The organism is Mycobacterium intracellulare ATCC 13950 (assembly GCF_000277125.1).
GTDB classification, from domain to species: Bacteria; Actinomycetota; Actinomycetes; order Mycobacteriales; family Mycobacteriaceae; genus Mycobacterium; species Mycobacterium intracellulare.
The window spans coordinates 3909898-3931782 of sequence record NC_016946.1 but is presented as its reverse complement, the minus strand read 5'-3'; the positions used below and the strand labels follow the sequence as shown (position 1 = coordinate 3931782).

Genomic DNA, 21885 nt, shown 5'->3' with positions numbered 1-21885 from the left:
GCACCCCTCTGCGGTTGAACCTACCCGCGGGGACCCTCGGCACACAGCCCCTGCCGACCGGCGGCCCGGGCGACGTCGAATACGGTTGGCCGGTGAGTGTTTTCGCGGGGCCCAGTGGCGTCGGTTCCTGGCCGGGCATCGCGGCGCGGGAGGCCGCCGCCGTGATCGTCGGCGAATTGGCAGGGGCGCTGCCGCACATCGTCGAACTGCCCGCCCGCGGGGTGGGCGCCGACCTGCTGGGCCGGGCCGGGGCGCTGCTGGTCGACGTCGCCATCGACACGGTGCCGCGCGGGTACCGCCTCGTCGCCCGTCCGGGCGCGGTCAGCCGCCGCGCCATCAGCCTCCTCGACGAGGACATGGACGCGCTGGAAGAGGCCTGGGAGGCCGCCGGCCTGCGCAATGACGGCCGCGTGGTCAAGGTGCAGGCGCCGGGCCCCATCACGCTGGCCGCCGAGATCGAGCTGGCCAACGGGCACCGGGCGATCACCGACCCCGGCGCGCTGCGCGACCTCACGTCGTCGCTGGCCGAAGGCGTCGCCGCGCATCGTGCTCAGCTGTCGCGGCGCCTCGAGACGCCGGTGGTCGTCCAGTTCGACGAGCCGTCGCTGCCAAAAGCGTTGGGGGGCGCGTTGAGCGGGGTGACGGCGCTCAGTCCGGTCGCGCCGCTCGACGAGGCTGTGGCCGGCGGCCTGCTCGACGCCTGCGCCGAGACGGTGGGCGGCGAGGTGGCGCTGCACTGCTGTGCACCCGGCGTGCCCTGGGACCTGTTGCAGCGCAGCGCATTCAGCGCGGTCTCGGTCGATCCGGGCGCCTTGAGCGCGGCGGATCTCGACGGCATCGCCGCGTTCGTCGAGTCCGACCGCGCCGTCGTGCTGGGCGTCGTCCCCGCTAGCGCCCCGGCGCGGCGGCTGTCGGCGGAGGAGGTCGCCGGTGGTGTGGTCGCGGTGACCGATCGCCTCGGCTTCGCCCGCTCGGCGCTGCGCGAACGCATCGGCGTCACCCCGGCCTGTGGTCTGGCCGGCGCCACCCCCGCGTGGGCCCGCACCGCGATCGAGCTCGCCCGCAAGGCCGCCCAGATGTTCGCCGAGGATCCCGACGCCATCAAATAGGCAACCGAGGGGTTGCGTTTCATACCGCGCCGTGCTGAACTAATAGGCAACCAGGAGGTTGCATATGAAGATCGAGAAGCAGGTGGTGCTGCGCGCGCCGCTGGAGCGGGTGTGGCGGGCCATCAGCGACGCCGAGGAGTTCGGCCGCTGGTTCGGGGTGCGCTTCGACGGGCCGTTCGTCGCCGGGACATCGGTGACCGCGGCGATCAGCCCGACCACCGTCGACGGCGAGGTCGCCAAGCGCCAACAGTCGCACGCGGGCGTGACGAGCACCTGGCAGATCGTCGCCGTCGAGCCGCGGCGGCGGTTCGCCTACCGCTGGCATCCCTTTGCCATCGACCCGGAGGTCGACTATGAGGGCGAGCCGACCACGCTGGTCGAGTTCACCCTCGCCGAGCAGTCCGACGGGGTGCTGCTGACCATCACCGAATCCGGTTTCGAGGCCATTCCGGAGGCCCGCCGCGGCGCGTCGTTCGAGGCGAACGGCGAAGGCTGGGCGATCCAGACCACGCTGGTGCGCAAGTACATCGAGGGCGTCCGGGTATGAGCGGACGAGTCGCCGTCGGCGCCCCGATCTTCGGTGCGCTCGGTGACCCGAACCGGCTGCGCATCATCGTGCGGCTCTGCGATCAGGGCCCGAGCTCGACGTCGCAGGTCACCAGCGTCGTCCCGGTCACCCGGCAGGCGGCGAGCAAGCACCTGCAGCTGTTGGAGTCGGTCGGGCTGGTCACCAGCAGCCGGCGGGGGCGCGAGCGCGTGTGGACGGTGCAGACCGGGCCGTTGGCGTCGGCCAGCGACTACCTCGACCAGTTGTCCCGCCGGTGGGATGCGGCCCTGGATCGGTTGCGGTCCTTCGTGGAAGACGGAGTGGAGGATTGAGTCGAGCGCGCCGGGTTTTGCGTCGGTGTCCTCGGATAGCCTGCCAAGGTGAGCTCAGCAGAAGCTGATTCGGTAGCGCCCGAGGTCCGGCGGCAGTGGCAGGACCTGGCCGAAGCGGTCCGGGAACACCAGTTCCGCTACTACATCAAGGACGCGCCGATCATCTCGGACGCCGAATTCGACTCGATGTTCAACGAGCTCCTCGCGCTGGAGGAGCGCCACCCGGAGCTGCGGGTCGCCGATTCGCCGACCCAGCTGGTCGGCGGCGCGGGCTTCGCCACCGACTTCGCCGAGGCGCAGCACCTGGAACGCATGCTGAGCCTCGACGACGTCTTCGACCGCGACGAGCTGGTGGCCTGGAGCAACCGCGTCGAGAACGAGGTCGGCAAGGAACCGCATTACCTGTGCGAACTCAAGATCGACGGGGTCGCGCTCTCACTGGTGTACCGCGACGGCCGGCTGGAACGCGCCGCGACCCGCGGGGACGGCCGCGTCGGTGAGGACGTGACGCTCAACGCGCGCACCATCGACGACGTGCCCGAGCGGCTGTCCGCCGGCAAGGACTTCCCGGCGCCGTCGCTGCTGGAGGTGCGCGGCGAGGTGTTCTTCCTGCTCGCCGATTTCGAGGCGCTCAACGCCAGCCTGGTCGAGGACGGCAAGGCCCCGTTCGCCAACCCGCGCAACAGCGCCGCCGGGTCGCTGCGCCAGAAGAACCCGGCCGTCACCGCCCGGCGCAAGCTGCGGATGATCTGCCACGGCATCGGCCGCACCGAAGGGTTCGCCCCGAAGACCCAGCACGAGGCCTACGCCGCGCTGAAGGCCTGGGGGCTGCCGGTGGCCGAACAGACGGCACGCGTGCGCGGCCTCGCCGCGGTCGAGGAGCGGATCGGCTACTGGGGAGAGCATCGCTACGACCTCGAGCACGAGATCGACGGCGTGGTGGTCAAAGTCGACGACGTCGCGTTGCAGCGCAGGCTCGGCACCACGTCGCGCGCGCCGCGCTGGGCCGTCGCCTACAAGTACCCGCCCCAGGAGGCGCAGACCAAGCTTCTTGACATCCGCGTCAACGTCGGGCGCACCGGGCGCGTCACGCCTTTTGCCTTCATGACGCCGGTGAAGGTGGCCGGGTCCACCGTCGGGCTGGCCACCCTGCACAACGCCGCCGAGGTCAAGCGCAAGGGCGTGCTGATCGGCGACACCGTGATGATCCGTAAAGCCGGCGACGTCATCCCGGAGGTGCTGGGCCCCGTCGTCGACCTGCGCGACGGCTCCGAACGCGAATTCGTCATGCCCACAACGTGTCCCGAGTGCGACACCCCGCTGGCACCGGCCAAGGAGGGCGACGCCGACATCCGCTGCCCCAATGCCCGGTCCTGTCCGGCGCAACTGCGGGAGCGGGTGTTCCACGTCGCCGGTCGCGGGGCGTTCGACATCGAGGGGCTCGGCTACGAGGCCGCCATCGCGCTGCTCAAGGCCGAAGTGATCGCCGACGAGGGCGACCTGTTCACGCTGACCGAGGACGACCTGTTGCGCACCGAGCTCTTCCGGACCAAGGCGGGCACCTTGTCCGCCAACGGCAGACGGCTGCTCGACAACCTGGACAAGGCCAAAAAGGTTGCGCTGTGGCGAGTTTTGGTGGCGTTGTCCATCCGCCACGTCGGGCCGACGGCGGCGCGCGCCCTGGCGACCGAGTTCGGCGACCTGGACGCCATCGTGTCGGCCTCGACCGAGCGGCTCGCGGCGGTCGAGGGTGTGGGCCCGACGATCGCCGCCGCGCTCACCGAATGGTTCACCGTCGACTGGCACCGCGCGATCGTCGACAAGTGGCGCGCCGCCGGCGTGCGGATGGCCGACGAGCGCGACACCAGCGTGCCGCGCACCCTGGAGGGCCTGACGGTGGTGGTCACCGGGTCCCTCGCCGGCTTTTCGCGCGACGACGCCAAGGAGGCGATCCTGGCGCGCGGGGGCAAGGCCGCCGGGTCGGTGTCGAAGAAGACCGACTACGTCGTGGCCGGGGATTCGCCGGGGTCGAAGTACGACAAGGCCGTCGAGCTGGGGGTGCCCGTCCTCGACGAGGACGGCTTCCGGCGGCTGCTGGCCGACGGTCCGCAAAAAACACCGGCGGAATAACCGATGAGCGGCCGGTACGGCGATTCCACCCGCAGCCTCAAAGCCGTGAATTCCCAAGCGGTTTCGGGCCAGCCCGTCGCGCCGCAGCCGGTGCTCGCCGCCACGTATCACCTTTCGGCCGACGAAACCCTGGACAGCTACGGCCGCGGCTCCAACCCGACGTGGCGGCAACTGGAATCGGCGCTCGCCGAGCTGGAGGGGGCGGCGGGTGCGGTGGTGTTCGGCTCGGGGATGGCGGCCGTCAGCGCGGTGTTGCGGGCCTGGGCGCCGCCCGGGGCGACGGTGGTGGTGCCGGCCGACGGCTACTACCAGGTGCGCCGTCACGCCGCCGAGGACCTGGCGCTTGCGGGGGTCACGGTCGTCGCGGCGTCGAGCTCGCAGATCTATGACGCCGCCGCGCAAGCCGACGTGGTGCTCGCCGAGACCCCCACCAATCCGGCGCTCGACGTGGTCGACCTGCACCGGCTGGCCACCATCTGCCACGGCCGCGGCGCACGCCTGGTCGTCGACAACACCGCCGCCACGCCGCTGGGTCAGCAGCCGCTGTCGCTGGGCGCCGACGCGGTGGTGGCCAGCGCCACCAAGGCCCTGTCCGGTCACAGCGACCTGCTGGCCGGCTATGTCGCAACCAGTCAGCCCGAGTTACTCGCCGCCGCCGAGCGCCAACGCCTGCTCGCCGGCGCGGTCCTGGGCGGGTTCGAGGCGTGGCTTCTGTTGCGCAGCCTGGAAACTGCCGGACTGCGATTCGAGCGCCAATGCCAGAACGCCCGGGCGGTGGCGACGATGCTGGCCGGCCACCCGGCGGTGCGGGCCGTGCGCTACCCGGGGTTGGCGCAGGATCCGGCGCATCCCGTCGCCATGGCGCAGATGCGCCGATTCGGCGGCCTGCTCTCGGTCGAACTGGCCGACGCCGCGGCGGTGCACGCCCTCGTCGACGCCAGCGAGCTGCTGATCGCCGCCACCAGCTTCGGGGGCCTGCACACGTCGGTGGATCGGCGGGCCCGCTGGGGCGACCCGGTCGCCGACGGGTTCGCGCGCATCTCGCTGGGCATCGAGGACACCGACGACCTTGTCGCCGACATCGAACGCGCGCTCATGACCTCCCGATAACGACATATACATGCCGCACCGCCCGGGCGGCTCTATCGTGGGTTCTATGACCCAGACGGCCGAGGAGTGCGCGCAGGCATCGCCGTGGTCGCCGCGCGAGGCCGAGATCCTGGCGGTGACCCTGCGGCTGCTGCAGGAACACGGCTATGACCAGCTGGCGGTGGACGCGGTGGCCAATGCCGCCCGCGCCAGCAAGGCCACGGTGTACCGGCGCTGGCCGTCCAAGGCCGAACTGGTGTTGGCCGCCTTCATCGAAGGCGTCCGCCAGGTGGCCGTCCCGCCGAATACGGGCACGTTGCGCGGCGACCTGCTGAGCCTGGGGGAGACCATCGCCGTCGAGTGCGGGCAGCACGCCAGCACCATCCGCGCGGTGATGGTCGAGGTGTCGCGGCACCCCGCACTCAACGAAGCCCTGCAGCATCAATTCCTCGACCAGCGCAAGGCGATGATTCAGCACGTGCTGCACCAGGCCGTCGACCGCGGCGAGATCACCGAGGACGTCATCACCGACGAACTCTGGGACCTGTTGCCCGGCTACCTCATCTTCCGGTCGATCATCCCCGGACGTCCGCCCACCCGACGCACCGTGCAGGCGTTCGTCGACGGGTTCCTCATCCCGGGCCTGACCGCGGGGCCCGGCGCCTAGGGCGCGAACCGCCAACGCGTCGCCCCGTGGGGCTCGGCGGTTGCGACACCGACAGCGCCCCGGGCCACGAATCGGTACAAATACCACGGCGGCGGCCCCGCGCTCTGGGCGCTGTACGGGGCGGTGACGGCGTCGCCGTCGCGTTCGCAGGGCCAGCCGGAGTCGCGATAGCGCGCCGTGACCTCGTCGAGTTCGCGCACATCGGTGGTCCGGTGGGTTACGCCGTCGAGGACCAGGTCGACTCCGGGAAGGCGGAACGACAGGGTGCAGGCCGGATTGGCGGCCAGGTTGCGGGATTTCAGCGTCGCGGGGCCGCTGGTGAAATAGATGTGGCCGCCGTGTTCGATCGAGCCGATACCCGCCGAGTGGGGGCTGCCGTCCGCCCGGACCGTCCCCAGAAACTGTGGCGTCTCCTCGGACGGCAGGGCCTTCATCGCGTCAAGGGCCCTGGCCCACGGCAGCTCGGCGTCGCCGTAGATGTTCAGGTCGGTTGCCGAAATCGGGTCGGGCAGCATGGTTACTCCTCGCAGGATTGCTCGTACGGAGACTGACCGGTGACGGCGCCGGAATTCATCGCCCGACATGACCAGGGGAAAAATTTCCCCTTGTAAGTACGGTCCCGTACCGTACTGTCATAGCTGTCGATCACGCTGACGACGTTGGCAGCCGCGCTCGCATCGGGCGCGTCCCTGTCACCCGATTTTCGAAAGGCTAACGGGTGAAAGGCTTTTCGTTAGCACCCCTGGTGAGGCGGGGGTGGATGGTGATCGTCAGCGTGCTCGTCGTCGCGCTCGCGGGGTTCGGGATCTATCGGCTACACGGCATCTTCGGCTCGCACGACAACACGACGGCCAACAGCGGCCTGGCGGCCGAGATCGTCCCGTTCAACCCCAAGCAGGTGGTCCTCGAGGTTTTCGGCGCCCCCGGCGCGGTGGCCACCATCAACTACCTGGACGTCAACGCCCAGCCGCAGCAAGTCAAGGACGCGCCCCTGCCATGGTCGTTCACCATCACCACCACGGAGCCCGCGGTCATCGGCAACGTCGTCGCGCAGGGCAACGGGGACACCCTCGGCTGCCGCATCACCGTCAACGGTGAAGTGAAAGACCAACGCACGGTTCACAAAGTCGACGCCTACACCTTCTGTCTGGACAAATCTGGATGAGCAACGAACAACAGCCGCGGACCTTTGTGCCGCGCACCATTCGCCGGCTCGCGCTGCCGATCCTGCTGTTCTGGGTCGGGCTCGCCGCCCTCACCAACATCGCGGTGCCGCAACTGGAAGACGTTGGGAAAACCCATAATGTGGCGCTGAACTCGCCCGACGCCCCGTCGCTCAAGGCGATCAAGCGCATCGGTGAAAAATTCCACGAGTTCGACACCGACAGCTCGGCCATGATCGTGCTGGAAGGTGACAAGCCGCTCGGCGCGGACGCCCACCGCTTTTACGACGAGATGATCCGAAAGATCGAGCGGGACAAGAAACACGTCCAGCACGTCCAGGATTACTGGGGCGACACGCTCACCGCGGCGGGTTCGCAGAGCAGCGACGGCAAGGCCGCCTACGTTCAGGTCAACCTCGCCGGCAATCAGGGCTCGGCGCTGGCCAACGAGGGCGTCGGCGCCATCCGCGACATCGTCGAACACATGAAGCCGCCCCCCGGCGTCAAGACCTATGTGACCGGCGCGGCGCCGCTGATCTCCGATCAGTTCGACGTCGGGAGCAAGGGGACCGCCAAGGTCACCGGGATCACGGTGGGGGTGATCGCGGTGATGTTGTTCTTCGTCTACCGCTCGGTGCTCACCACGTTGCTGGTGCTCGCCACGGTCCTGATCGAAATGTCAGCCGCCCGAGGCCTTGTCGCGTTCCTCGGCAACGCGGGAGTCATCGGGCTGTCGACCTATGCGACGAATCTCCTGACGCTCTTGGTGATCGCCGCGGGAACCGACTACGCGATATTTTTCGTCGGCCGCTATCAAGAAGCGCGCGGATCCGGTGAGGATCGCGAAACCGCGTTCTACACGATGTATCACGGCACCACGCACATCGTTCTGGGGTCGGGTCTCACCGTTGCGGGTGCGGTGGCCTGCCTGAGCTTCACCCGGCTGCCCTACTTCCAAAGTCTGGGTGTGCCGGCCGCATTGGGCATCCTCGTTGCGCTGTTCGCCGCGCTCACCCTGGGGCCGGCGATCCTCACTTTGGGCGCCAAGGTGGGGATCTTCGACCCCAAGCGGGCGATCCGGACGCGAGGTTGGCGGCGCATCGGCACCGCAATCGTCCGTTGGCCCGGCGCGGTTTTGGCGTCGGCGTGTGCGCTGGCCCTGATCGGTCTGCTCGCCCTACCCGGATACAAGACGAGTTACGACACCCGGCCGTACATGCCCGCGAGCGCACCGGCCAACATCGGTTACACGGCCGCCGAGAAGCACTTCTCGCGGGCCCGGCTCGAGCCCGAATTGCTGATGGTCGAAACGGATCACGACATGCGTAATCCGGAGAGCATGCTCATCCTGGACAAGGTGGCCAAGGCGGTGTTCCACGTTCCCGGCATCGCCCAGGTGCAGTCCATCACCAGGCCGTTGGGAACCCCGCTGGTCCACAGCTCGCTTGCCTTCGTGGTCAGCAATCAAAGTGCGGCGCAACAGCAAAACCTGACCTACCAACGCGATCGGGCCGACGACGCCCTCAAGCAGGCCAATGAGCTGTCCAAGACCATCAACATCTTGAAGCAGCAGTACGTATTGCAGCAGCAGCTCGCCGGCACCACCCACGAGGAAACCGAAAGTTTCCGCGACACCCTCGGCACGATTCGGGACCTGCGCGACAAGATCGCGAATTTCGACGATTTCTTCCGGCCGGTGCGCAGCTATTTCTATTGGGAAAAGCATTGTTACGACATTCCCGCCTGCTTCGCGTTCCGCTCTCTCTTCGATGCGATCGACGGCATCGATCAACTCACCGAGAAGTTCGAAAACCTCACGGCTTCCCTCGACAAGCTTGACGCGTTACAACCGAAACTGACGGCGCTGATCCCGCCGCAGATCGAGAGCCAGCAGACCAATCGCGATCTGACGTTGGCCAATTACGCGACGCTGTCGGGCATTTACGCGCAGACCGCCGCGGCGATCGACAACGCGACGGCGCTGGGGCGAGCCTTCGACGCGGCCAAGAACGACGACACCTTTTACCTGCCGCCCGAGGTGTTCAACAATCCCGACTTCAAACGCGGGCTGAAGCTGTTCCTGTCACCGGACGGCAAGGCCGCCCGCATGATCGTCACGCATGAGGGCGATCCCGCTACGCCGGAGGGCATTTCGCACATCGATCCGATGGCCAAGGCCGCGCACGAGGCCCTGAAGGGCACGCCGATGGCCGGCGCGCAGATCTATCTCGGCGGCACCGCCGCGACGTACAAGGACATCCCATCCAGGACGGTGCCAAGTACGACCTGATGATCGTGGCCTTCGCGGCGCTGAGCCTCATCCTGCTGATCATGATGATCATCACGCGCAGCCTGATCGCCGCGCTCGTCATCGTGGGTACCGTGGCCCTGTCGCTGGGCGCCTCGTTCGGGCTATCGGTTCTGGTGTGGCAGTACATCTTCGGCGTCCAGCTCTATTGGGTGGTGCTGGCGCTGGCCGTGATCCTGCTGCTCGCCGTCGGATCCGACTACAACCTGCTATTGATCTCGCGATTCAAGGAAGAGATCCATGCGGGCATCAATACCGGCATCATCCGGGCGATGGCCGGCTCGGGCTCGGTGGTCACCTCGGCCGGCGTCGTGTTCGCCGTCACCATGTGTGCGTTCGTCTTCAGCGGTTTCCAGGTCCTCGGCCAGATCGGTACGACCATCGGACTCGGCCTGCTGTTCGACACGCTGATCGTGCGGTCGTTCATGACGCCTTCTGTCGCAAGGCTTCTCGGGCGCTGGTTCTGGTGGCCGCAGCGGGTGCGGCCACGACCGGCCAGCACCATGCTGCGCCCCTACGGCCCGCGCCCGGCGGTTCGTCAGCTGCTGCTGTGGGAGGACGACGACCCGGTGGCGATGTCGTCGGGTGCCCGCTGATCTGGTTGCGGGGGGTCGCGCCCTCCTAGCGCGACATGACTTGGCCCTAACTTGTCGGTGGTGGCTGTGATGATGACAGCATGTCGTCGATCGCGTCCGCTGAGGCTGTGGCTGTGGTGGTCACTGCGAGTGACCGTCTTGAGGTGTTGTTTGGGGAGTTGGCGGAGTTGGCGGGTCAGCGCAATGCGATTGATGGGCGCATTGTGGAGATCGTGGCCGAGATTGATCGTGACGGGTTGTGTGGTGTGACCGGGGCGCGGTCGGTGCCGGCGTTGGTGGCCTGGAAGCTGGGGTGTTCGTCGGGCAACGCGCACACGATCGCTTGAACTACCCCAGGTTTAGTTCCTACTCGGTTGCGAGGGCCGGGGTCGGCTGGCTCGCATGGTGTGAGGTGCCGGTGAGGGCGGCCTCGTACTCGGCGGGTGGAACGTAGCCGAGGCCTTCGTGCAGGCGTTCCTGGTTGTACCAGGCCACCCATTCGGCGGTCGAGAGTTCGACATCATCGATGCACCGCCAGGGCTTGCCGCGGTTGATGAGCTCGGTCTTGTAGGCGGCGTTGACCGCTTCAGCGAGGGCGTTGTCATAACTATCGCCACGCGACCCGACCGAGGGCGCGATCCCCAGTTCAGCCAGCCGGTCGGTATAGGCCAGCGATAGGTACTGGGATCCGCGGTCGGAATGATGAACCAACTCGGATAGATCGGTATTCGACTGCCACACAGCGTGATTGAATGCTTGAAGTGGGAGGTCTTCGGTGCGCATCGTGGCCGAGACCGCCCAGCCAACGATCTTCTTCGTGCACGCATCAGTGACGAACGCGGTGTAACAGAACCCCTGCCAGGTCCGCACGAACGTGATGTCGGCGACCCATAGCCGGTTCGGTGCAGCAGCCCGGAATTGGCGGTTGACCAGATCGGCCGGCCGGATCGCGGCCGGGTCGCTGATCGTGGTGAACACCGGCTTGCCCCGCTGGGCGCCGCGCAACCCGGCCTTGCGCATCAACCGGCGGGTTTGTTCACGGCCCAGCTGCCAACCACGCCGTGTCATCGCCGCGTGCATCTTCTTGACCCCATACACCGAGTAATTCTGCCGGTGCACCGCCTCAAGGTCGGCGATCAGCTGCTCATCGCGGATCTCCCGGTCCGACGGTGGTCGGGTCCGCGCGGCCCGATAACCCCGCGAGGTGAGGAATCCGGGGATAGCTGCCCGCAGCACTCGGCAGATGAGCTCGACCCCGAACTGATCGCGATGAGCATCGATGTAGGCGATCATTTCGTCGCGGGGCGGTCGAACTCCGCGGCAAAAAACGCAGACGCTGACTTCAAAATCTCGTTAGCCCTGCGCAGTTCAGCGTTCTCGCGCTTGAGCTTACGGATCTCGGCATGCTCAGAGCTGGTCATGCCCGGCCGTTCACCAGCATCGACTTGGGCCTTGCGTCGCCACCGACGCACCGACTCCTCCGAAATATTGAGTTTGCTGGCCACAGACTTTATGGCCTCGAACTCCGACACTTCCGAGGCTTCCATCACAGTGTCCAACAACCGCAACGCACGCTGCCGAAACTCCGGCGAATACTGACGGGGCATAGCTTCCAATCCTCCTATAAGGATCGGAACTAAACCCGGGGTAGTTCAGCTGCGATTGCGGCCCGGCTCGAGGAGTTTCCGCGCTGTGTTGAGGGTCTGCGGGAGGGTCGGTTGTCGGCCGATCAGGTCGGGGTGATCGCCGCCCGCGCGGGTGAGGGATCCGATGAGCATTATGCGGAGCTGGCCGCGGTCGCGACGGTCGGTCAGTTGCGTACCGCGGTCAAGCTGGAACCACGACCCGACCCCGGCCCGCGGCCCGAGCCCGAGCCTTCGATCACCAAGTCCTGCGATGAGTGGGGCGGTTGTTATCGGATCACGCTGGGCCATCATGATGCGGCGAAGTTCGATGCGGCGCTGGCCGCGCATCGTGAGGCGCTGATCGCCGAGTGGAAACACGACCACGCAAACGGCGAGGGTTCATCCGATCAGCGGCCCCCGTTGCCGAGCACGGTCGATGCGTTGATGCGCCTGGTCGAGGCGGGTTGGGACGCCGAGGCCACCCGCCGCCCCCATGGGCAGCACACCACCGTGGTGGCCCACCTCGACGTCGGGCAGCGCGCGGCAACCCTGCATTTGGGTCCGCTGCTGTCCGATGCCGAACGTCGCTTGTTGACCTGTGATGCCACCTGTGAGGTCTGGTTCGAACGTGACGGGCAGGTTATTGGGGCGGGCCGGACCACGCGGGTGATCAATCGGCGGCTGCGCCGCGCGCTGGAGTACCGCGACCGCTCGTGTGTGGTGCCCGGTTGTGGGGCCAGCCGTGGCCTGCACGCGCATCACCTGTGGCATTGGGGAGACGGTGGCCCCACGGAGTTGGCCAACCTGGTGCTGGTCTGCCCGTATCACCACCGGTTGCATCACCGGGGCGTTATCACCCTCACCGGACCCGCCGACGCCCTGACCGTGACCGACGAGGCCGGCCGGGTACTGAGCCCGGGATCGTTGGCGCGTCCACCCACTGGGCCCCCGCCCGCGGTGCCACCGTGTCCGGGACCTACCGGCGAGCGGGCCGACTGGTGGTGGTATGACCCCTTCCAACCCCAACCACCACCGACAAACAACTAGCCCGGTCAGTGCTGGCGATCAAACACGTTGGTGCATAACGGAATTCATTCCTACCACACTCGCACCGCCGCCCGCCCGGAACCCCAAGGCCTAGGCTTCGACGGGGTTGCGGCCGATCAGCGCAGCATGGTGGCGACGATCCCGGCGAGGTAGCCCAACCGGGCGACCTCGGACGGCCGGAATTCGGGGCCCGGCCGGCCGAGCACCACGGCGGTGTGCGGGTCTCCCAGCGGGGCCGCGACCATCGTCATGTCCATGTCGCGCCATGCCTTGGGCACCCAGTCGGCGCTGCTGTCCAGCGGCACGGCCCGCTCGAGGGGCAGCCACGGGGCCGTGTCCGCCTTGGTTTCGGGGGCGCCGCGACTGCCGGCGAGGCGCTGCAGCTCGCCGCCGGCACTGCGCAACACCGTGCACCAGCTGACGCGCAGCACCCTGGGCGCCTCGTTGGCCAGCACCTGCAGCCTGGACGCCGTGTCGCCGGCCGCGGCGATGTGGTCGAGCAGCTCGAGCTCGCGGTGCGCCTCCAGCAGACCGGTGTGCGGGCGCACACTGTCCACCCGGACCCCGGACAGTGATTCGGCGGCGGTGATCAGCGAGTCCGGCATCGCCCCCGGCGGCAGCTCGATGACCAGGTCGTCGATCGCGTACCCCGAGCTCCGCTCCACGACGTCGAGCGACAAGATGTCGGCGCCCACCGAACCGAGCGCGACCGCCAGCGACCCCAGGCTTCCCGGACGGTCGACGAGCTCGATGCGCAACAGATAGGAGGGCACGGCCAACACTGTTGCACAGCGATGTGTCGGCGGCATTTCGGCTCGAGCCGGCTCGGGCCCCCTCCGCCGGCAGCGGGCCCGCGGCTAGGCTTTCGGATCGTGTCCCAGATCTCCCGCGACGAGGTAGCGCACCTGGCCCGGCTGTCCCGGCTGGCGTTGACCGACAGCGAGCTCGACAGCTTCGCCGGCCAACTCGACGCCATCCTGACGCACGTCAGCCAGGTACAGGCGGTCGACGTCACCGGTGTCGAAGCGACGGACAACCCGCTCAAGGACGTCAACGTCACCCGCCCGGACGAGCCGGCGCCCTGCCTGACCCAGGCCGAAGCGCTGGCCGAGGCGCCGTCGGCCGTCGACGGCCGCTTCGCGGTCCCGCAGATCCTGGGAGACAGCGAGTGAACGAGATCATCCGGTCCGACGCCGCCACGCTGGCAGCCCGGATCGCCGCCAAGGAGCTGTCGTCGGTCGAGGTCACCCAGGCGTGTCTGGACCAGATCGAAGCCACCGACGATCGCTACCACGCCTTCCTGCACGTGGCGGCCGACGAGGCGCTCGGCGCGGCCGCCGTCGTCGACGAGGCGGTGGCCGCGGGGGAACGGCTGCCGTCGCCGCTGGCCGGGGTGCCGCTGGCGCTCAAGGACGTCTTCACCACGGTCGACATGCCCACCACCTGCGGATCCAAGATCCTCGAGGGCTGGCGCGCCCCCTACGACGCCACCGTCACCTCGCGGCTGCGCGCCGCCGGCATCCCGATCCTCGGCAAGACCAACATGGACGAGTTCGCGATGGGCAGCTCGACCGAGAACTCCGCGTACGGGCCCACCCGCAACCCCTGGAACGTCGACCGGGTGCCCGGCGGCTCCGGTGGCGGCAGCGCGGCGGCGCTTGCCGCGTTCCAGGCGCCGCTGGCCATCGGGACCGATACCGGCGGCTCCATCCGGCAGCCCGCCGCGCTGACCGCGACCGTCGGCGTCAAGCCGACCTACGGCACGGTGTCGCGCTACGGCCTGGTGGCGTGCGCGTCGTCGCTGGATCAGGGCGGCCCGTGCGCGCGCACCGTGCTGGACACGGCGCTGCTGCATCAGGTGATCGCGGGGCACGACACCCGCGACTCGACATCCGTCGACGCGGCGGTGCCCGACGTCGTCGGCGCGGCGAGGGCCGGGGCGGCCGGTGACCTCAAGGGCGTGCGCGTCGGCGTGGTCAAGCAGCTGCGCGGCGAGGGGTATCAGCCCGGGGTGCTGACCTCGTTCGAGGCCGCCGTCGAGCAGCTGACCGCGCTGGGCGCCGAGGTGAGCGAGGTCGACTGCCCGCACTTCGAGTACGCGCTGTCCGCCTACTACCTGATCCTGCCCTCGGAGGTGTCGAGCAACCTGGCGCGCTTCGACGCGATGCGCTACGGGCTGCGGATCGGCGACGACGGCAGCCACAGCGCCGAGGAGGTGATGGCGCTGACCCGCGCCGCGGGCTTCGGCCCGGAGGTCAAGCGGCGCATCATGATCGGCACCTACGCGCTCTCGGCCGGCTACTACGATGCCTACTACAACCAGGCTCAGAAGGTGCGCACCCTGATCGCCCGCGATCTGGACGAGGCGTACCGGTCGGTCGATGTCGTGGTGTCACCGGCGACGCCGACCACCGCGTTCGGGCTCGGTGAGAAGGTCGACGATCCGTTGGCGATGTACCTGTTCGACCTGTGCACGCTGCCACTGAACCTGGCCGGTCACTGCGGCATGTCGGTGCCGTCGGGCCTGTCGCCGGACGACGACCTGCCCGTCGGATTGCAGATCATGGCGCCCGCGCTGGCCGACGACCGCCTGTACCGCGTCGGGGCCGCCTACGAAGCGGCGCGCGGGCCGCTGCCGGCCGCGATCTGACGTCTGCTCGCGCCGGTAGCCCGCCGCCCGGCAAGATAGGGCTATGCGGATCGGAGTGCTCACCGGAGGCGGCGACTGCCCCGGGCTCAACGCCGTCATCCGGGCGGTGGTGCGTACGTGCGACTCCCGGTACGGCTCGTCGGTGGTCGGATTTCAGGACGGATGGCGCGGGTTGCTGGAGAACCGGCGCGTCCAGCTGCACAACGACGACCGCAACGACCGCCTGCTGGCCAAGGGCGGAACGATGCTGGGGACCGCGCGCGTGAATCCCGACAAACTTCGGGCCGGGCTGAACCAGGTCAAGCAGACCCTCGACGACAACGGGATCGACGTCCTCATCCCGATCGGGGGGGAAGGCACGCTGACGGCCGCGCACTGGCTCTCCGAGGAAAACGTTCCCGTGGTCGGCGTGCCGAAGACCATCGACAACGACATCGATTGCACGGACGTGACTTTCGGCCACGACACCGCGTTGACCGTCGCCACCGAGGCAATCGACCGGTTGCACAGCACCGCCGAGTCCCACCAGCGCGTGATGCTGGTCGAGGTGATGGGCCGGCACGCGGGTTGGATTGCGCTGAACGCGGGCCTGGCTTCCGGCGCGCACATGACGCTGATCCCCGAGCAGCCATTCGACGTCGAAGAGGTCTGCCGGCTCGTCAAACGTCGCTTCCAGCGCGGAGATTCGCACTTCATCTGCGTGGTCGCCGAGGGCGCCAAACCCATACCCGGCTCGATTGCGTTGCGGGAAGGCGGGATTGACGAGTTCGGCCACGAGAAATTCACCGGTGTGGCCGCGCAGCTGGGCGCCGAGGTGGAAAAGCGCATCAACAAGGACGTCCGGGTGACCGTCTTGGGTCACGTCCAGCGCGGCGGCACCCCGACGGCATATGACCGGGTGCTGGCCACCCGGTTCGGCGTGAATGCGGCCGACGCGGCGCATGCCGGCGAATACGGCCAGATGGTGTCGCTGCGCGGCCAGGACATCGGCCGGGTGCCGCTGGCCGATGCCGTCCGCCAGCTCAAGCTGGTGCCCGACAGCCGCTACGACGACGCCGCGGCCTTCTTCGGCTAGGCCCGCCGGGCAGATAACCGGTGGTTTCCGGACCCGTGCATAACGGCTATACCGGGGTATGAGCAACCGTGGTGAGAGTCGCGGAGTCGTTCAGCATTCCGTCGGATCGGCGGGCCCACCGGGCCCGGCACCCCACCACCCGCGCCCGCCCAGCTGGCGCGCCGACGCCCGCCCGTCGGCGACCACGGTGCCCCAGCCTCGCGGGCCCGGCCGCCGTCCGCCGGTCCCGCCGCGCCCCGGGCCGGTGCTGGGCGAGACGGCGCTGGATCGCTTCGACCACCCCGAGACCGACGCCAGGCTCAACTGGCGAGGGTTGATCCACCGCGTCACCGGGATCGATCTCGGCCCGGGCAAAAACGCCGCCTACGAGACGGAGTTGCGGGAGCGCATCCGCGCGACCGTGGGCAGTGCTTTTCCGATCGCCGTCCTCAACCTCAAAGGCGGGGTGGGCAAGACCGCGGTAGTCGAGGCCCTCGGGTCGACTTTCGCCGCGGTGCGCAACGACCGGGTGCTCGCACTCGACATCGACGCGGGGGACCTGGCCGAGCGCCACGGCCGTCACAACCCGCACAGCATGGCCGACCTGCTCCGCGGCGGCCCGGCAACGAGCTACGAGGACATCCGGGCGCTGACCTACATGAACGGCTTCGGGCTGGAGGTGCTCGGGCTGCCGGACTACGCCAGCACCGACTGGCGCCTGGAGCGCCGTGACGTTCTGCGGGCGTTCTCGATGCTGAGAAACCAGTATTCGGTGGTGCTGGTCGATTGCGTCAAAGCGCTCAATTCCAGTGTGATGGAGGCTGTTCTGCCGGAGTCGCGGGCCCTCGTCGTGGTCACGAGCACCTCGATCGACGCGATACGCAAGACCCACACCACCCTGGAGTGGCTGTGCCACAACGGGTATCAACGATTGATGGCGTCGACCGTGCTCGCGGTCAATCACGTCGAGCCGGCCAAGGTGGAAGGTGTGGCCGTGACGGAACTCGACCGGCTGTCCGCACGCGTCGCCGCCACCGTGGTGCTGCCGTTCGACCGGCACGTGCACGAGGGCAGGAAGATCGCGCTGGACCGAATGAGCAAGGAGAGCCGGCGCAGCTACCTCGAGATGGCCGCCGTGCTGGCCGGGATGTTCCCGGGCAGGGGAGGAGAGCGCGCTCGCGATCACCACTAGTCTTGATCGGTGGTGACCCGCTTCGCCCGGCTCCGCCGCGCTCGCGATCACCACTAGTCTTGATCGGTGGTGACCCGCTTCGCCCGGCTCCGCCGCGCTCGCGATCACCACTAGGATCGAGCGCATGAGTGTTGCCGCCAGCGCCGACCTGATGGAGTACGACGACGTCATCGCGCGTTTCGATCCGGTGCTCGGCCTCGAGGTGCACGTCGAGCTGTCGACCGTCACCAAGATGTTCTGCGGCTGCACGACCGCATTCGGCGCCGAGCCCAACACCCAGGTGTGCCCAGTGTGCCTCGGGCTGCCCGGCTCGCTGCCGGTGCTCAACCAGACCGCGGTGGAGTCGGCCATCCGGATCGGGCTGGCGCTCAACTGCGAGATCGTGCCCTGGTGCCGCTTCGCCCGGAAGAACTACTTCTACCCGGACATGCCGAAGAACTACCAGATTTCGCAGTACGACGAGCCCATCGCCATCAACGGCTACCTCGAGGCCCCGCTGGAAGACGGCAGCACCTGGCGGGTGGAGATCGAGCGCGCGCACATGGAGGAAGACACCGGCAAGCTCACCCACATCGGCAGCGAGACCGGCCGCATTCACGGCGCGACGACGTCGCTGATCGACTACAACCGCGCCGGGGTACCACTGATCGAGATCGTCACCAAACCCATCGTCGGGGCCGGGGACCGGGCACCGCAGATCGCCCGGGCCTACGTGACCGCGTTGCGGGACCTGTTGCGCGCCTTGGACGTATCCGACGTCCGGATGGATCAGGGCTCCATGCGCTGCGACGCCAACGTGTCGCTGAAGCCGACCGGCCAGGCCGAATTCGGCACCCGCACCGAAACCAAGAACGTCAACTCGCTGAAAAGCGTCGAGGTGGCCGTGCGTTACGAAATGCAGCGCCAGGCCAGCGTCCTGGCCTCCGGCGGCCAGATCACCCAGGAAACCCGGCACTTTCACGAGGCGGGCTACACCAGCCCGGGCCGCGTCAAGGAGACCGCCGAGGACTACCGCTACTTCCCCGAGCCCGACCTGGAGCCCGTGGCGCCCAGCCGCGAGCTCGTCGAGCGGCTGCGCCAGACCATCCCCGAGCTACCGTGGTTGAGCCGCAAGCGAATTCAGGAAGAGTGGGGGATCTCCGACGAGGTGATGCGCGACCTGGTCAACGCCGGCGCGATCGAACTGGTCACCGCCACCATCGAACACGGCGCGTCCAGCGAACAGGCGCGGGCCTGGTGGGGGAACTTCTTGATGCAGAAGGCCAACGAAGCCAACGTCGCGCTCGACGAACTGGCCATCACGCCGGCCCAGGTCGCCGCGGTGGTGGCGCTGGTCGACGAGGGCAAGCTGTCCACCAAACTGGCGCGCCAGGTCGTCGAGGGCGTGCTGGCCGGGGAGGGCGAACCCGAAGAGGTCATGTCCGCGCGCGGCCTGGCGCTGGTGCGCGACGACTCGGTCACCCAGGCGGCCGTCGACGAGGCGCTGGCCGCCAATCCCGATGTGGCGGAAAAGATCCGGGGCGGCAAGGTGGCCGCGGCGGGCGCGATCGTCGGAGCGGTGATGAAGGCCACCCGCGGGCAGGCCGACGCCGCCCGGGTGCGCGAACTGGTCCTGGCGGCCTGCGGCCAGGGCTAGCCCCACCCCAAAGTCGCGAGAGTGCAGTTGTCGACGGCGCGTCTCGGCAGATGCATCGCCAGTTGCACTTTCGCGCAAACCCGGCGCGCGCTACGTCTTGTCGTCGTTGTTGCGCGGGAAGCCGCCGCCCTGCGGGAAGAGCGGGAACACCACGTCGTCCAGTTTCTCGGCGTCGCCCGCCGTCTTGTTTACGGTTGCGCCCCAGACGTTTCCATCCGGTGACATGCGCAGCGCCCACGCGTGCGCGTGCGTGTCCTTGCGCACGACGTCGGGTTCACCGGTGACCGCGCCCGTCGTCGGAGCCAGCCGGACCGCCACCGTCAGCTTGGTGTTGATCAGGTTCACCAGCACGGTGCCGTCCATCGCCGCGCAACCGGCCACGCCGGGTTTGTCCGGCCAGGTCCACACCGTGGAGACGTCCGACGTTTTGGTGATGCGCTGCAACCGATCCGCGGTCGGGGTGCGGTCGGCGACATACAGCGAGCCGTCGACCGGGTCGGTGCACAAGCCGCCGCCCGAACCCACGCCGGACAGCGCCGTGGTGGGCGGGGCCTGACCGACGGTGGTCGGCTGCTCGATGCGCAGCACCTTGCCGGCCAGCGAATTGGGGTCCGCGGCCATCGCCGGGTTACCGGCGTCGCCGGTCAGCACGACCAGCGTGGTGGGGCTGGTGAAGATCAACGCCCCGGTGTTGCCGGTGGCGCCCTTGGGGATCCCGGTCAGGATGTCCTTGGGGATGTCGCCGTCGGCGATGCGAATGACCCGGTTGTCGGTCGGGGTGCTGACGTAGGCGTACATCAGGCGGTCTTGGGTGTAGGTGGGCGACAACACGATGTCCATCAACCCGCCATCCCCGGACGGGTCGACCGGGATGACCATCTTCACCTTCGGCTCGGCGCTGACCGAGATCTCCTTGACCGCTCCGGTGGTGCGCTCGGCGACCAGCGCGGTTTTGCTGTCGGGCCCCATAATCAGCCCGCTGGTGCTCTCCAGGCAGCCCTGCATGACCCCCGGCGCCGGGCAGGCCTTCGGGAACGGGGTGGGCGGCAGCGGCGGCGGCGGGGGCGGCGTCGAGCTCGGCTGCGGCTTCAATTCCGGGGCGGTCGTGAACGGTTGTGATTGCGCGTCGTTGAAGCGCGCGCACCCGCTCGTCACCAGCACGAGGGCACACAGCGCGGCGAACCCGCGCCGCACCGACCGCCCCGATCGCCCTAGTCGCATGACCGTCAGGCTACGGACACCGCCGCCGCCGCCGCCACACGCGTCCCGCTCGCCCGCCGCCGGACCCGCGATCGGATCCCGCTTTCCACCGGGTGCCGACGGGCCCCGAATCGTGCCTTCCGGCCCCTCCAGACGGGCTCGCAGGCCGATTTCGGACCGATCCGGGCGTTTTTGGCGGGCAAACCGTCGATTGCCTGGCGAAAGCGCCGCTCAAATCCCCAATTCGGGGCCAACTGCCCTTACCCTGACACCCGTGACCAGTCAACCGAATGACGCAGATTGGCAGCGGCCGGGCGAATCCCCGGAGTCGACCCCGGGACGCCCCGCCTCGGCGCGCCTGGTCGACCCCGAAGACGATCTGACCCCAGTCGGCTACCCCGGTGACTTCAACCCGTCCACGGGAACCACCACCGTCATCCCCTACGGCGCCGCCGCGGCGATGGCCGGCTCCGGGGCCTCGGGTTACAACCTGCTCGAACACCAGGAGCCGCTGCCGTACGTCCAGCCGCATTCGGCGGCCCGGCACGCGGCGCCGGAGTCCACCGACATCGACGACGACGAGCACGACGACCGGTTGCACGACGTCGGGCGGCGCGGAACCCAGCATCTGGGTTTGCTGGTGTTGCGGGTCGGGCTTGGCGTGGTGCTCGGCGCCCACGGGCTGCAGAAGTTGTTCGGCTGGTGGGGCGGTTCGGGAGTGACCGGGTTCAGGAACTCGCTGTCCGACGTCGGCTACCAGCACGCCGACATCCTCGCCTACGTGAGCGCCGGCGGCGAGCTCGTGGCCGGTGTGCTGCTGGTGCTGGGCCTGTTCACGCCGCTGGCCGCGGCCGGCGCTCTTGCGTTTTTGATCAACGGCCTGCTGGCCACCGTCTCGGCGCGGCCGCACACGCACACCTTCTCGTACTTCCTGCCCGAGGGGCACGAATACCAGATCACCCTCATCGCCGTGGCCGCCGCGGTCATCCTGTGCGGACCCGGCCGCTACGGTCTCGACGCGCGCCGCGGCTGGGCCCACCGGCCGTTCATCGGGTCGTTCGTCGCCCTGCTGGCCGGCATCGCCGCCGGCATCGGCGTGTGGGTGGCGCTCAACGGCGTGAACCCGATCGGCTGAGCTGGGCCGCCGTCACTGATAGGGGTTGGGAACCCGCCCCGCGCTGGCCGCGGTGAGCTCCGGCAGCGTCGAGAAGCTGACCGCCGGCAATCGCAGCTCGGCGCCGCTCTTGAGGCGCGCCCGTGCCCAGGAACCGCGATGGAAACGCAGCCCGTCGATGTCGTCCCAGCGCACCGTCTGGCTGCCCAGCAGCGTGCGGACGGTGACACCGCGGTCGTCGGCGACGGTGCGTAACCGGACGATCATCGCCGACAGCACCACCGGAATGATCAACAGCGGCGCGGACGGCGGCCACAGCATCACCGGGATCAGCAAGCCCAGGGCCAGGAATCCGACCGCGAGGTGCGCGATGGGGGACAGCTTGATCACGAGAGGTGTTCGGGAAGACGAACCGGTAGCCACCCGACCATCATTTCACCCGGGGCG

At 68.6% G+C, this 21885-nt stretch carries 18 protein-coding genes, 3 pseudogenes and 1 other annotated feature; of the genes and pseudogenes, 16 read left to right on the top strand and 5 right to left on the bottom strand.

Annotated elements, in window-relative coordinates; translation table 11 throughout:
* The first annotated feature begins 92 nt into the window (after positions 1-92).
* The 6 genes from OCU_RS42940 (at position 93) to OCU_RS42915 (ending at position 5874) form a co-directional block, all read left to right on the top strand.
* Complete coding sequence (locus tag OCU_RS42940; RefSeq protein ID WP_009954356.1) at positions 93-1109, top strand: uroporphyrinogen decarboxylase/cobalamine-independent methonine synthase family protein; 1017 nt, start codon at positions 93-95, stop codon at positions 1107-1109.
* Positions 1110-1173: 64 nt separating this feature from the next.
* Entirely contained in the window at positions 1174-1656 is a 483-nt protein-coding gene (locus tag OCU_RS42935) for an SRPBCC family protein (RefSeq protein WP_009954355.1), read from the top strand.
* A complete protein-coding gene (locus tag OCU_RS42930) occupies positions 1653-1988 on the top strand; it encodes an ArsR/SmtB family transcription factor (protein WP_008259061.1) in 336 nt (111 codons plus the stop codon). The genes OCU_RS42935 and OCU_RS42930 overlap by 4 nt, the downstream gene beginning before the upstream one ends.
* 48 nt (positions 1989-2036) lie before the next feature.
* Complete coding sequence (gene ligA, locus OCU_RS42925) at positions 2037-4118, top strand: NAD-dependent DNA ligase LigA (protein ID WP_009954354.1); 2082 nt, start codon at positions 2037-2039, stop codon at positions 4116-4118.
* Between the two features lie 3 nt (positions 4119-4121).
* A complete protein-coding gene (locus OCU_RS42920) occupies positions 4122-5228 on the top strand; it encodes a cystathionine gamma-lyase (RefSeq protein WP_009954352.1) in 1107 nt (368 codons plus the stop codon).
* Positions 5229-5262: 34 nt separating this feature from the next.
* A complete protein-coding gene (locus OCU_RS42915) occupies positions 5263-5874 on the top strand; it encodes a TetR/AcrR family transcriptional regulator (protein WP_029384610.1) in 612 nt (203 codons plus the stop codon).
* Here the strand turns inward: OCU_RS42915 and OCU_RS42910 are convergent.
* Positions 5871-6389 (bottom strand): pyridoxamine 5'-phosphate oxidase family protein, encoded by a 519-nt coding sequence (locus OCU_RS42910; protein ID WP_009954350.1) that lies wholly within the window; start codon positions 6387-6389, stop codon positions 5871-5873. The two genes, OCU_RS42915 and OCU_RS42910, sit on opposite strands and share 4 nt — an antisense overlap.
* Positions 6390-6634: 245 nt before the next feature.
* On the opposite strand from OCU_RS42910, the gene OCU_RS42905 reads away from it, so the two are divergent.
* The 3 genes and pseudogenes from OCU_RS42905 to OCU_RS42895 form a co-directional block, all read left to right on the top strand.
* Positions 6635-7039, top strand: a complete 405-nt coding sequence (locus OCU_RS42905) for an MmpS family transport accessory protein (RefSeq protein WP_009954349.1) — start codon at positions 6635-6637, stop codon at positions 7037-7039.
* A pseudogene (locus OCU_RS51535) lies at positions 7036-9941 on the top strand (MMPL/RND family transporter). Before OCU_RS42905 ends, OCU_RS51535 begins: the two are co-directional and overlap by 4 nt.
* 80 nt (positions 9942-10021) lie before the next feature.
* Positions 10022-10264 (top strand): annotated as a pseudogene (locus OCU_RS42895) (DUF222 domain-containing protein); the annotation flags it as partial.
* Between the two features lie 22 nt (positions 10265-10286).
* Here the strand turns inward: OCU_RS42895 and OCU_RS42890 are convergent.
* Positions 10287-11527 (bottom strand): IS3 family transposase gene (locus OCU_RS42890; RefSeq protein ID WP_371286260.1). Its coding sequence is split into 2 segments (ribosomal slippage): positions 10287-11240 and positions 11243-11527, totalling 1239 coding nucleotides; the frame shifts between segments, so codons are not numbered across the junction.
* Positions 11135-11252: a sequence feature (AL1L pseudoknot), on the bottom strand. It overlaps the preceding gene by 118 nt.
* Before the next feature lie 48 nt (positions 11528-11575).
* Between OCU_RS42890 and OCU_RS42880 the strand changes: the two are divergent.
* Positions 11576-12592 (top strand): annotated as a pseudogene (locus tag OCU_RS42880) (DUF222 domain-containing protein); the annotation flags it as partial.
* A 116-nt stretch (positions 12593-12708) separates the two neighbouring features.
* On the opposite strand, the gene OCU_RS42875 reads toward OCU_RS42880, so the two are convergent.
* The gene (locus OCU_RS42875) at positions 12709-13365 is read right to left on the bottom strand and encodes an ACT domain-containing protein (protein ID WP_085977602.1); all 657 of its coding nucleotides are present in this window, start codon (positions 13363-13365) and stop codon (positions 12709-12711) included.
* A 99-nt stretch (positions 13366-13464) separates the two neighbouring features.
* On the opposite strand from OCU_RS42875, the gene gatC reads away from it, so the two are divergent.
* The 5 genes from gatC (at position 13465) to gatB (ending at position 19124) form a co-directional block, all read left to right on the top strand.
* The gene (gene gatC / locus OCU_RS42870; RefSeq protein ID WP_009952003.1) at positions 13465-13764 is read left to right on the top strand and encodes an Asp-tRNA(Asn)/Glu-tRNA(Gln) amidotransferase subunit GatC; all 300 of its coding nucleotides are present in this window, start codon (positions 13465-13467) and stop codon (positions 13762-13764) included.
* Positions 13761-15242: an Asp-tRNA(Asn)/Glu-tRNA(Gln) amidotransferase subunit GatA gene (gene gatA, locus OCU_RS42865; RefSeq protein WP_014380741.1), complete on the top strand. Its 1482-nt coding sequence runs from the start codon at positions 13761-13763 to the stop codon at positions 15240-15242. Before gatC ends, gatA begins: the two co-directional genes overlap by 4 nt.
* Before the next feature lie 43 nt (positions 15243-15285).
* The gene (locus OCU_RS42860) at positions 15286-16317 is read left to right on the top strand and encodes an ATP-dependent 6-phosphofructokinase (protein ID WP_008259042.1); all 1032 of its coding nucleotides are present in this window, start codon (positions 15286-15288) and stop codon (positions 16315-16317) included.
* A gap of 58 nt (positions 16318-16375) precedes the next feature.
* The gene (locus OCU_RS42855; protein WP_225336823.1) at positions 16376-17488 is read left to right on the top strand and encodes a MinD/ParA family ATP-binding protein; all 1113 of its coding nucleotides are present in this window, start codon (positions 16376-16378) and stop codon (positions 17486-17488) included.
* A 124-nt stretch (positions 17489-17612) separates the two neighbouring features.
* Positions 17613-19124, top strand: a complete 1512-nt coding sequence (gene gatB / locus OCU_RS42850) for an Asp-tRNA(Asn)/Glu-tRNA(Gln) amidotransferase subunit GatB (protein WP_008259040.1) — start codon at positions 17613-17615, stop codon at positions 19122-19124.
* A gap of 90 nt (positions 19125-19214) precedes the next feature.
* On the opposite strand, the gene OCU_RS42845 is transcribed toward gatB, so the two are convergent.
* On the bottom strand, positions 19215-20345 hold the full coding sequence (locus OCU_RS42845) for a PQQ-dependent sugar dehydrogenase (protein WP_080552487.1): 1131 nt from the start codon (positions 20343-20345) through the stop codon (positions 19215-19217).
* Between the two features lie 253 nt (positions 20346-20598).
* Here OCU_RS42845 and OCU_RS42840 point away from each other — a divergent pair, with 253 nt between their 5' ends.
* Complete coding sequence (locus OCU_RS42840; RefSeq protein ID WP_008259038.1) at positions 20599-21459, top strand: DoxX family protein; 861 nt, start codon at positions 20599-20601, stop codon at positions 21457-21459.
* 12 nt (positions 21460-21471) lie between these two features.
* Here OCU_RS42840 and OCU_RS42835 read toward each other — a convergent pair whose 3' ends face one another.
* Complete coding sequence (locus OCU_RS42835) at positions 21472-21828, bottom strand: PH domain-containing protein (RefSeq protein ID WP_008259037.1); 357 nt, start codon at positions 21826-21828, stop codon at positions 21472-21474.
* Positions 21829-21885: the final 57 nt, after the last annotated feature.

Excerpts from the sequence above, each read along its gene's own strand:
- OCU_RS42930 (WP_008259061.1), top strand. The coding sequence starts at position 1,653 with ATGAGCGGACGAGTCGCCGTCGGCGCCCCGATCTTCGGTGCGCTCGGT.
- OCU_RS42905 (WP_009954349.1), top strand. The coding sequence starts at position 6,635 with ATGGTGATCGTCAGCGTGCTCGTCGTCGCGCTCGCGGGGTTCGGGATC.
- OCU_RS42910 (WP_009954350.1), bottom strand. The coding sequence starts at position 6,389 with ATGCTGCCCGACCCGATTTCGGCAACCGACCTGAACATCTACGGCGAC.
- OCU_RS42935 (WP_009954355.1), top strand. The coding sequence starts at position 1,174 with ATGAAGATCGAGAAGCAGGTGGTGCTGCGCGCGCCGCTGGAGCGGGTG.
- OCU_RS42855 (WP_225336823.1), top strand. The coding sequence starts at position 16,376 with ATGAGCAACCGTGGTGAGAGTCGCGGAGTCGTTCAGCATTCCGTCGGA.
- OCU_RS42845 (WP_080552487.1), bottom strand. The coding sequence starts at position 20,345 with ATGCGACTAGGGCGATCGGGGCGGTCGGTGCGGCGCGGGTTCGCCGCG.
- OCU_RS42860 (WP_008259042.1), top strand. The coding sequence starts at position 15,286 with ATGCGGATCGGAGTGCTCACCGGAGGCGGCGACTGCCCCGGGCTCAAC.
- gatB (WP_008259040.1), top strand. The coding sequence starts at position 17,613 with ATGAGTGTTGCCGCCAGCGCCGACCTGATGGAGTACGACGACGTCATC.
- OCU_RS42920 (WP_009954352.1), top strand. The coding sequence starts at position 4,122 with ATGAGCGGCCGGTACGGCGATTCCACCCGCAGCCTCAAAGCCGTGAAT.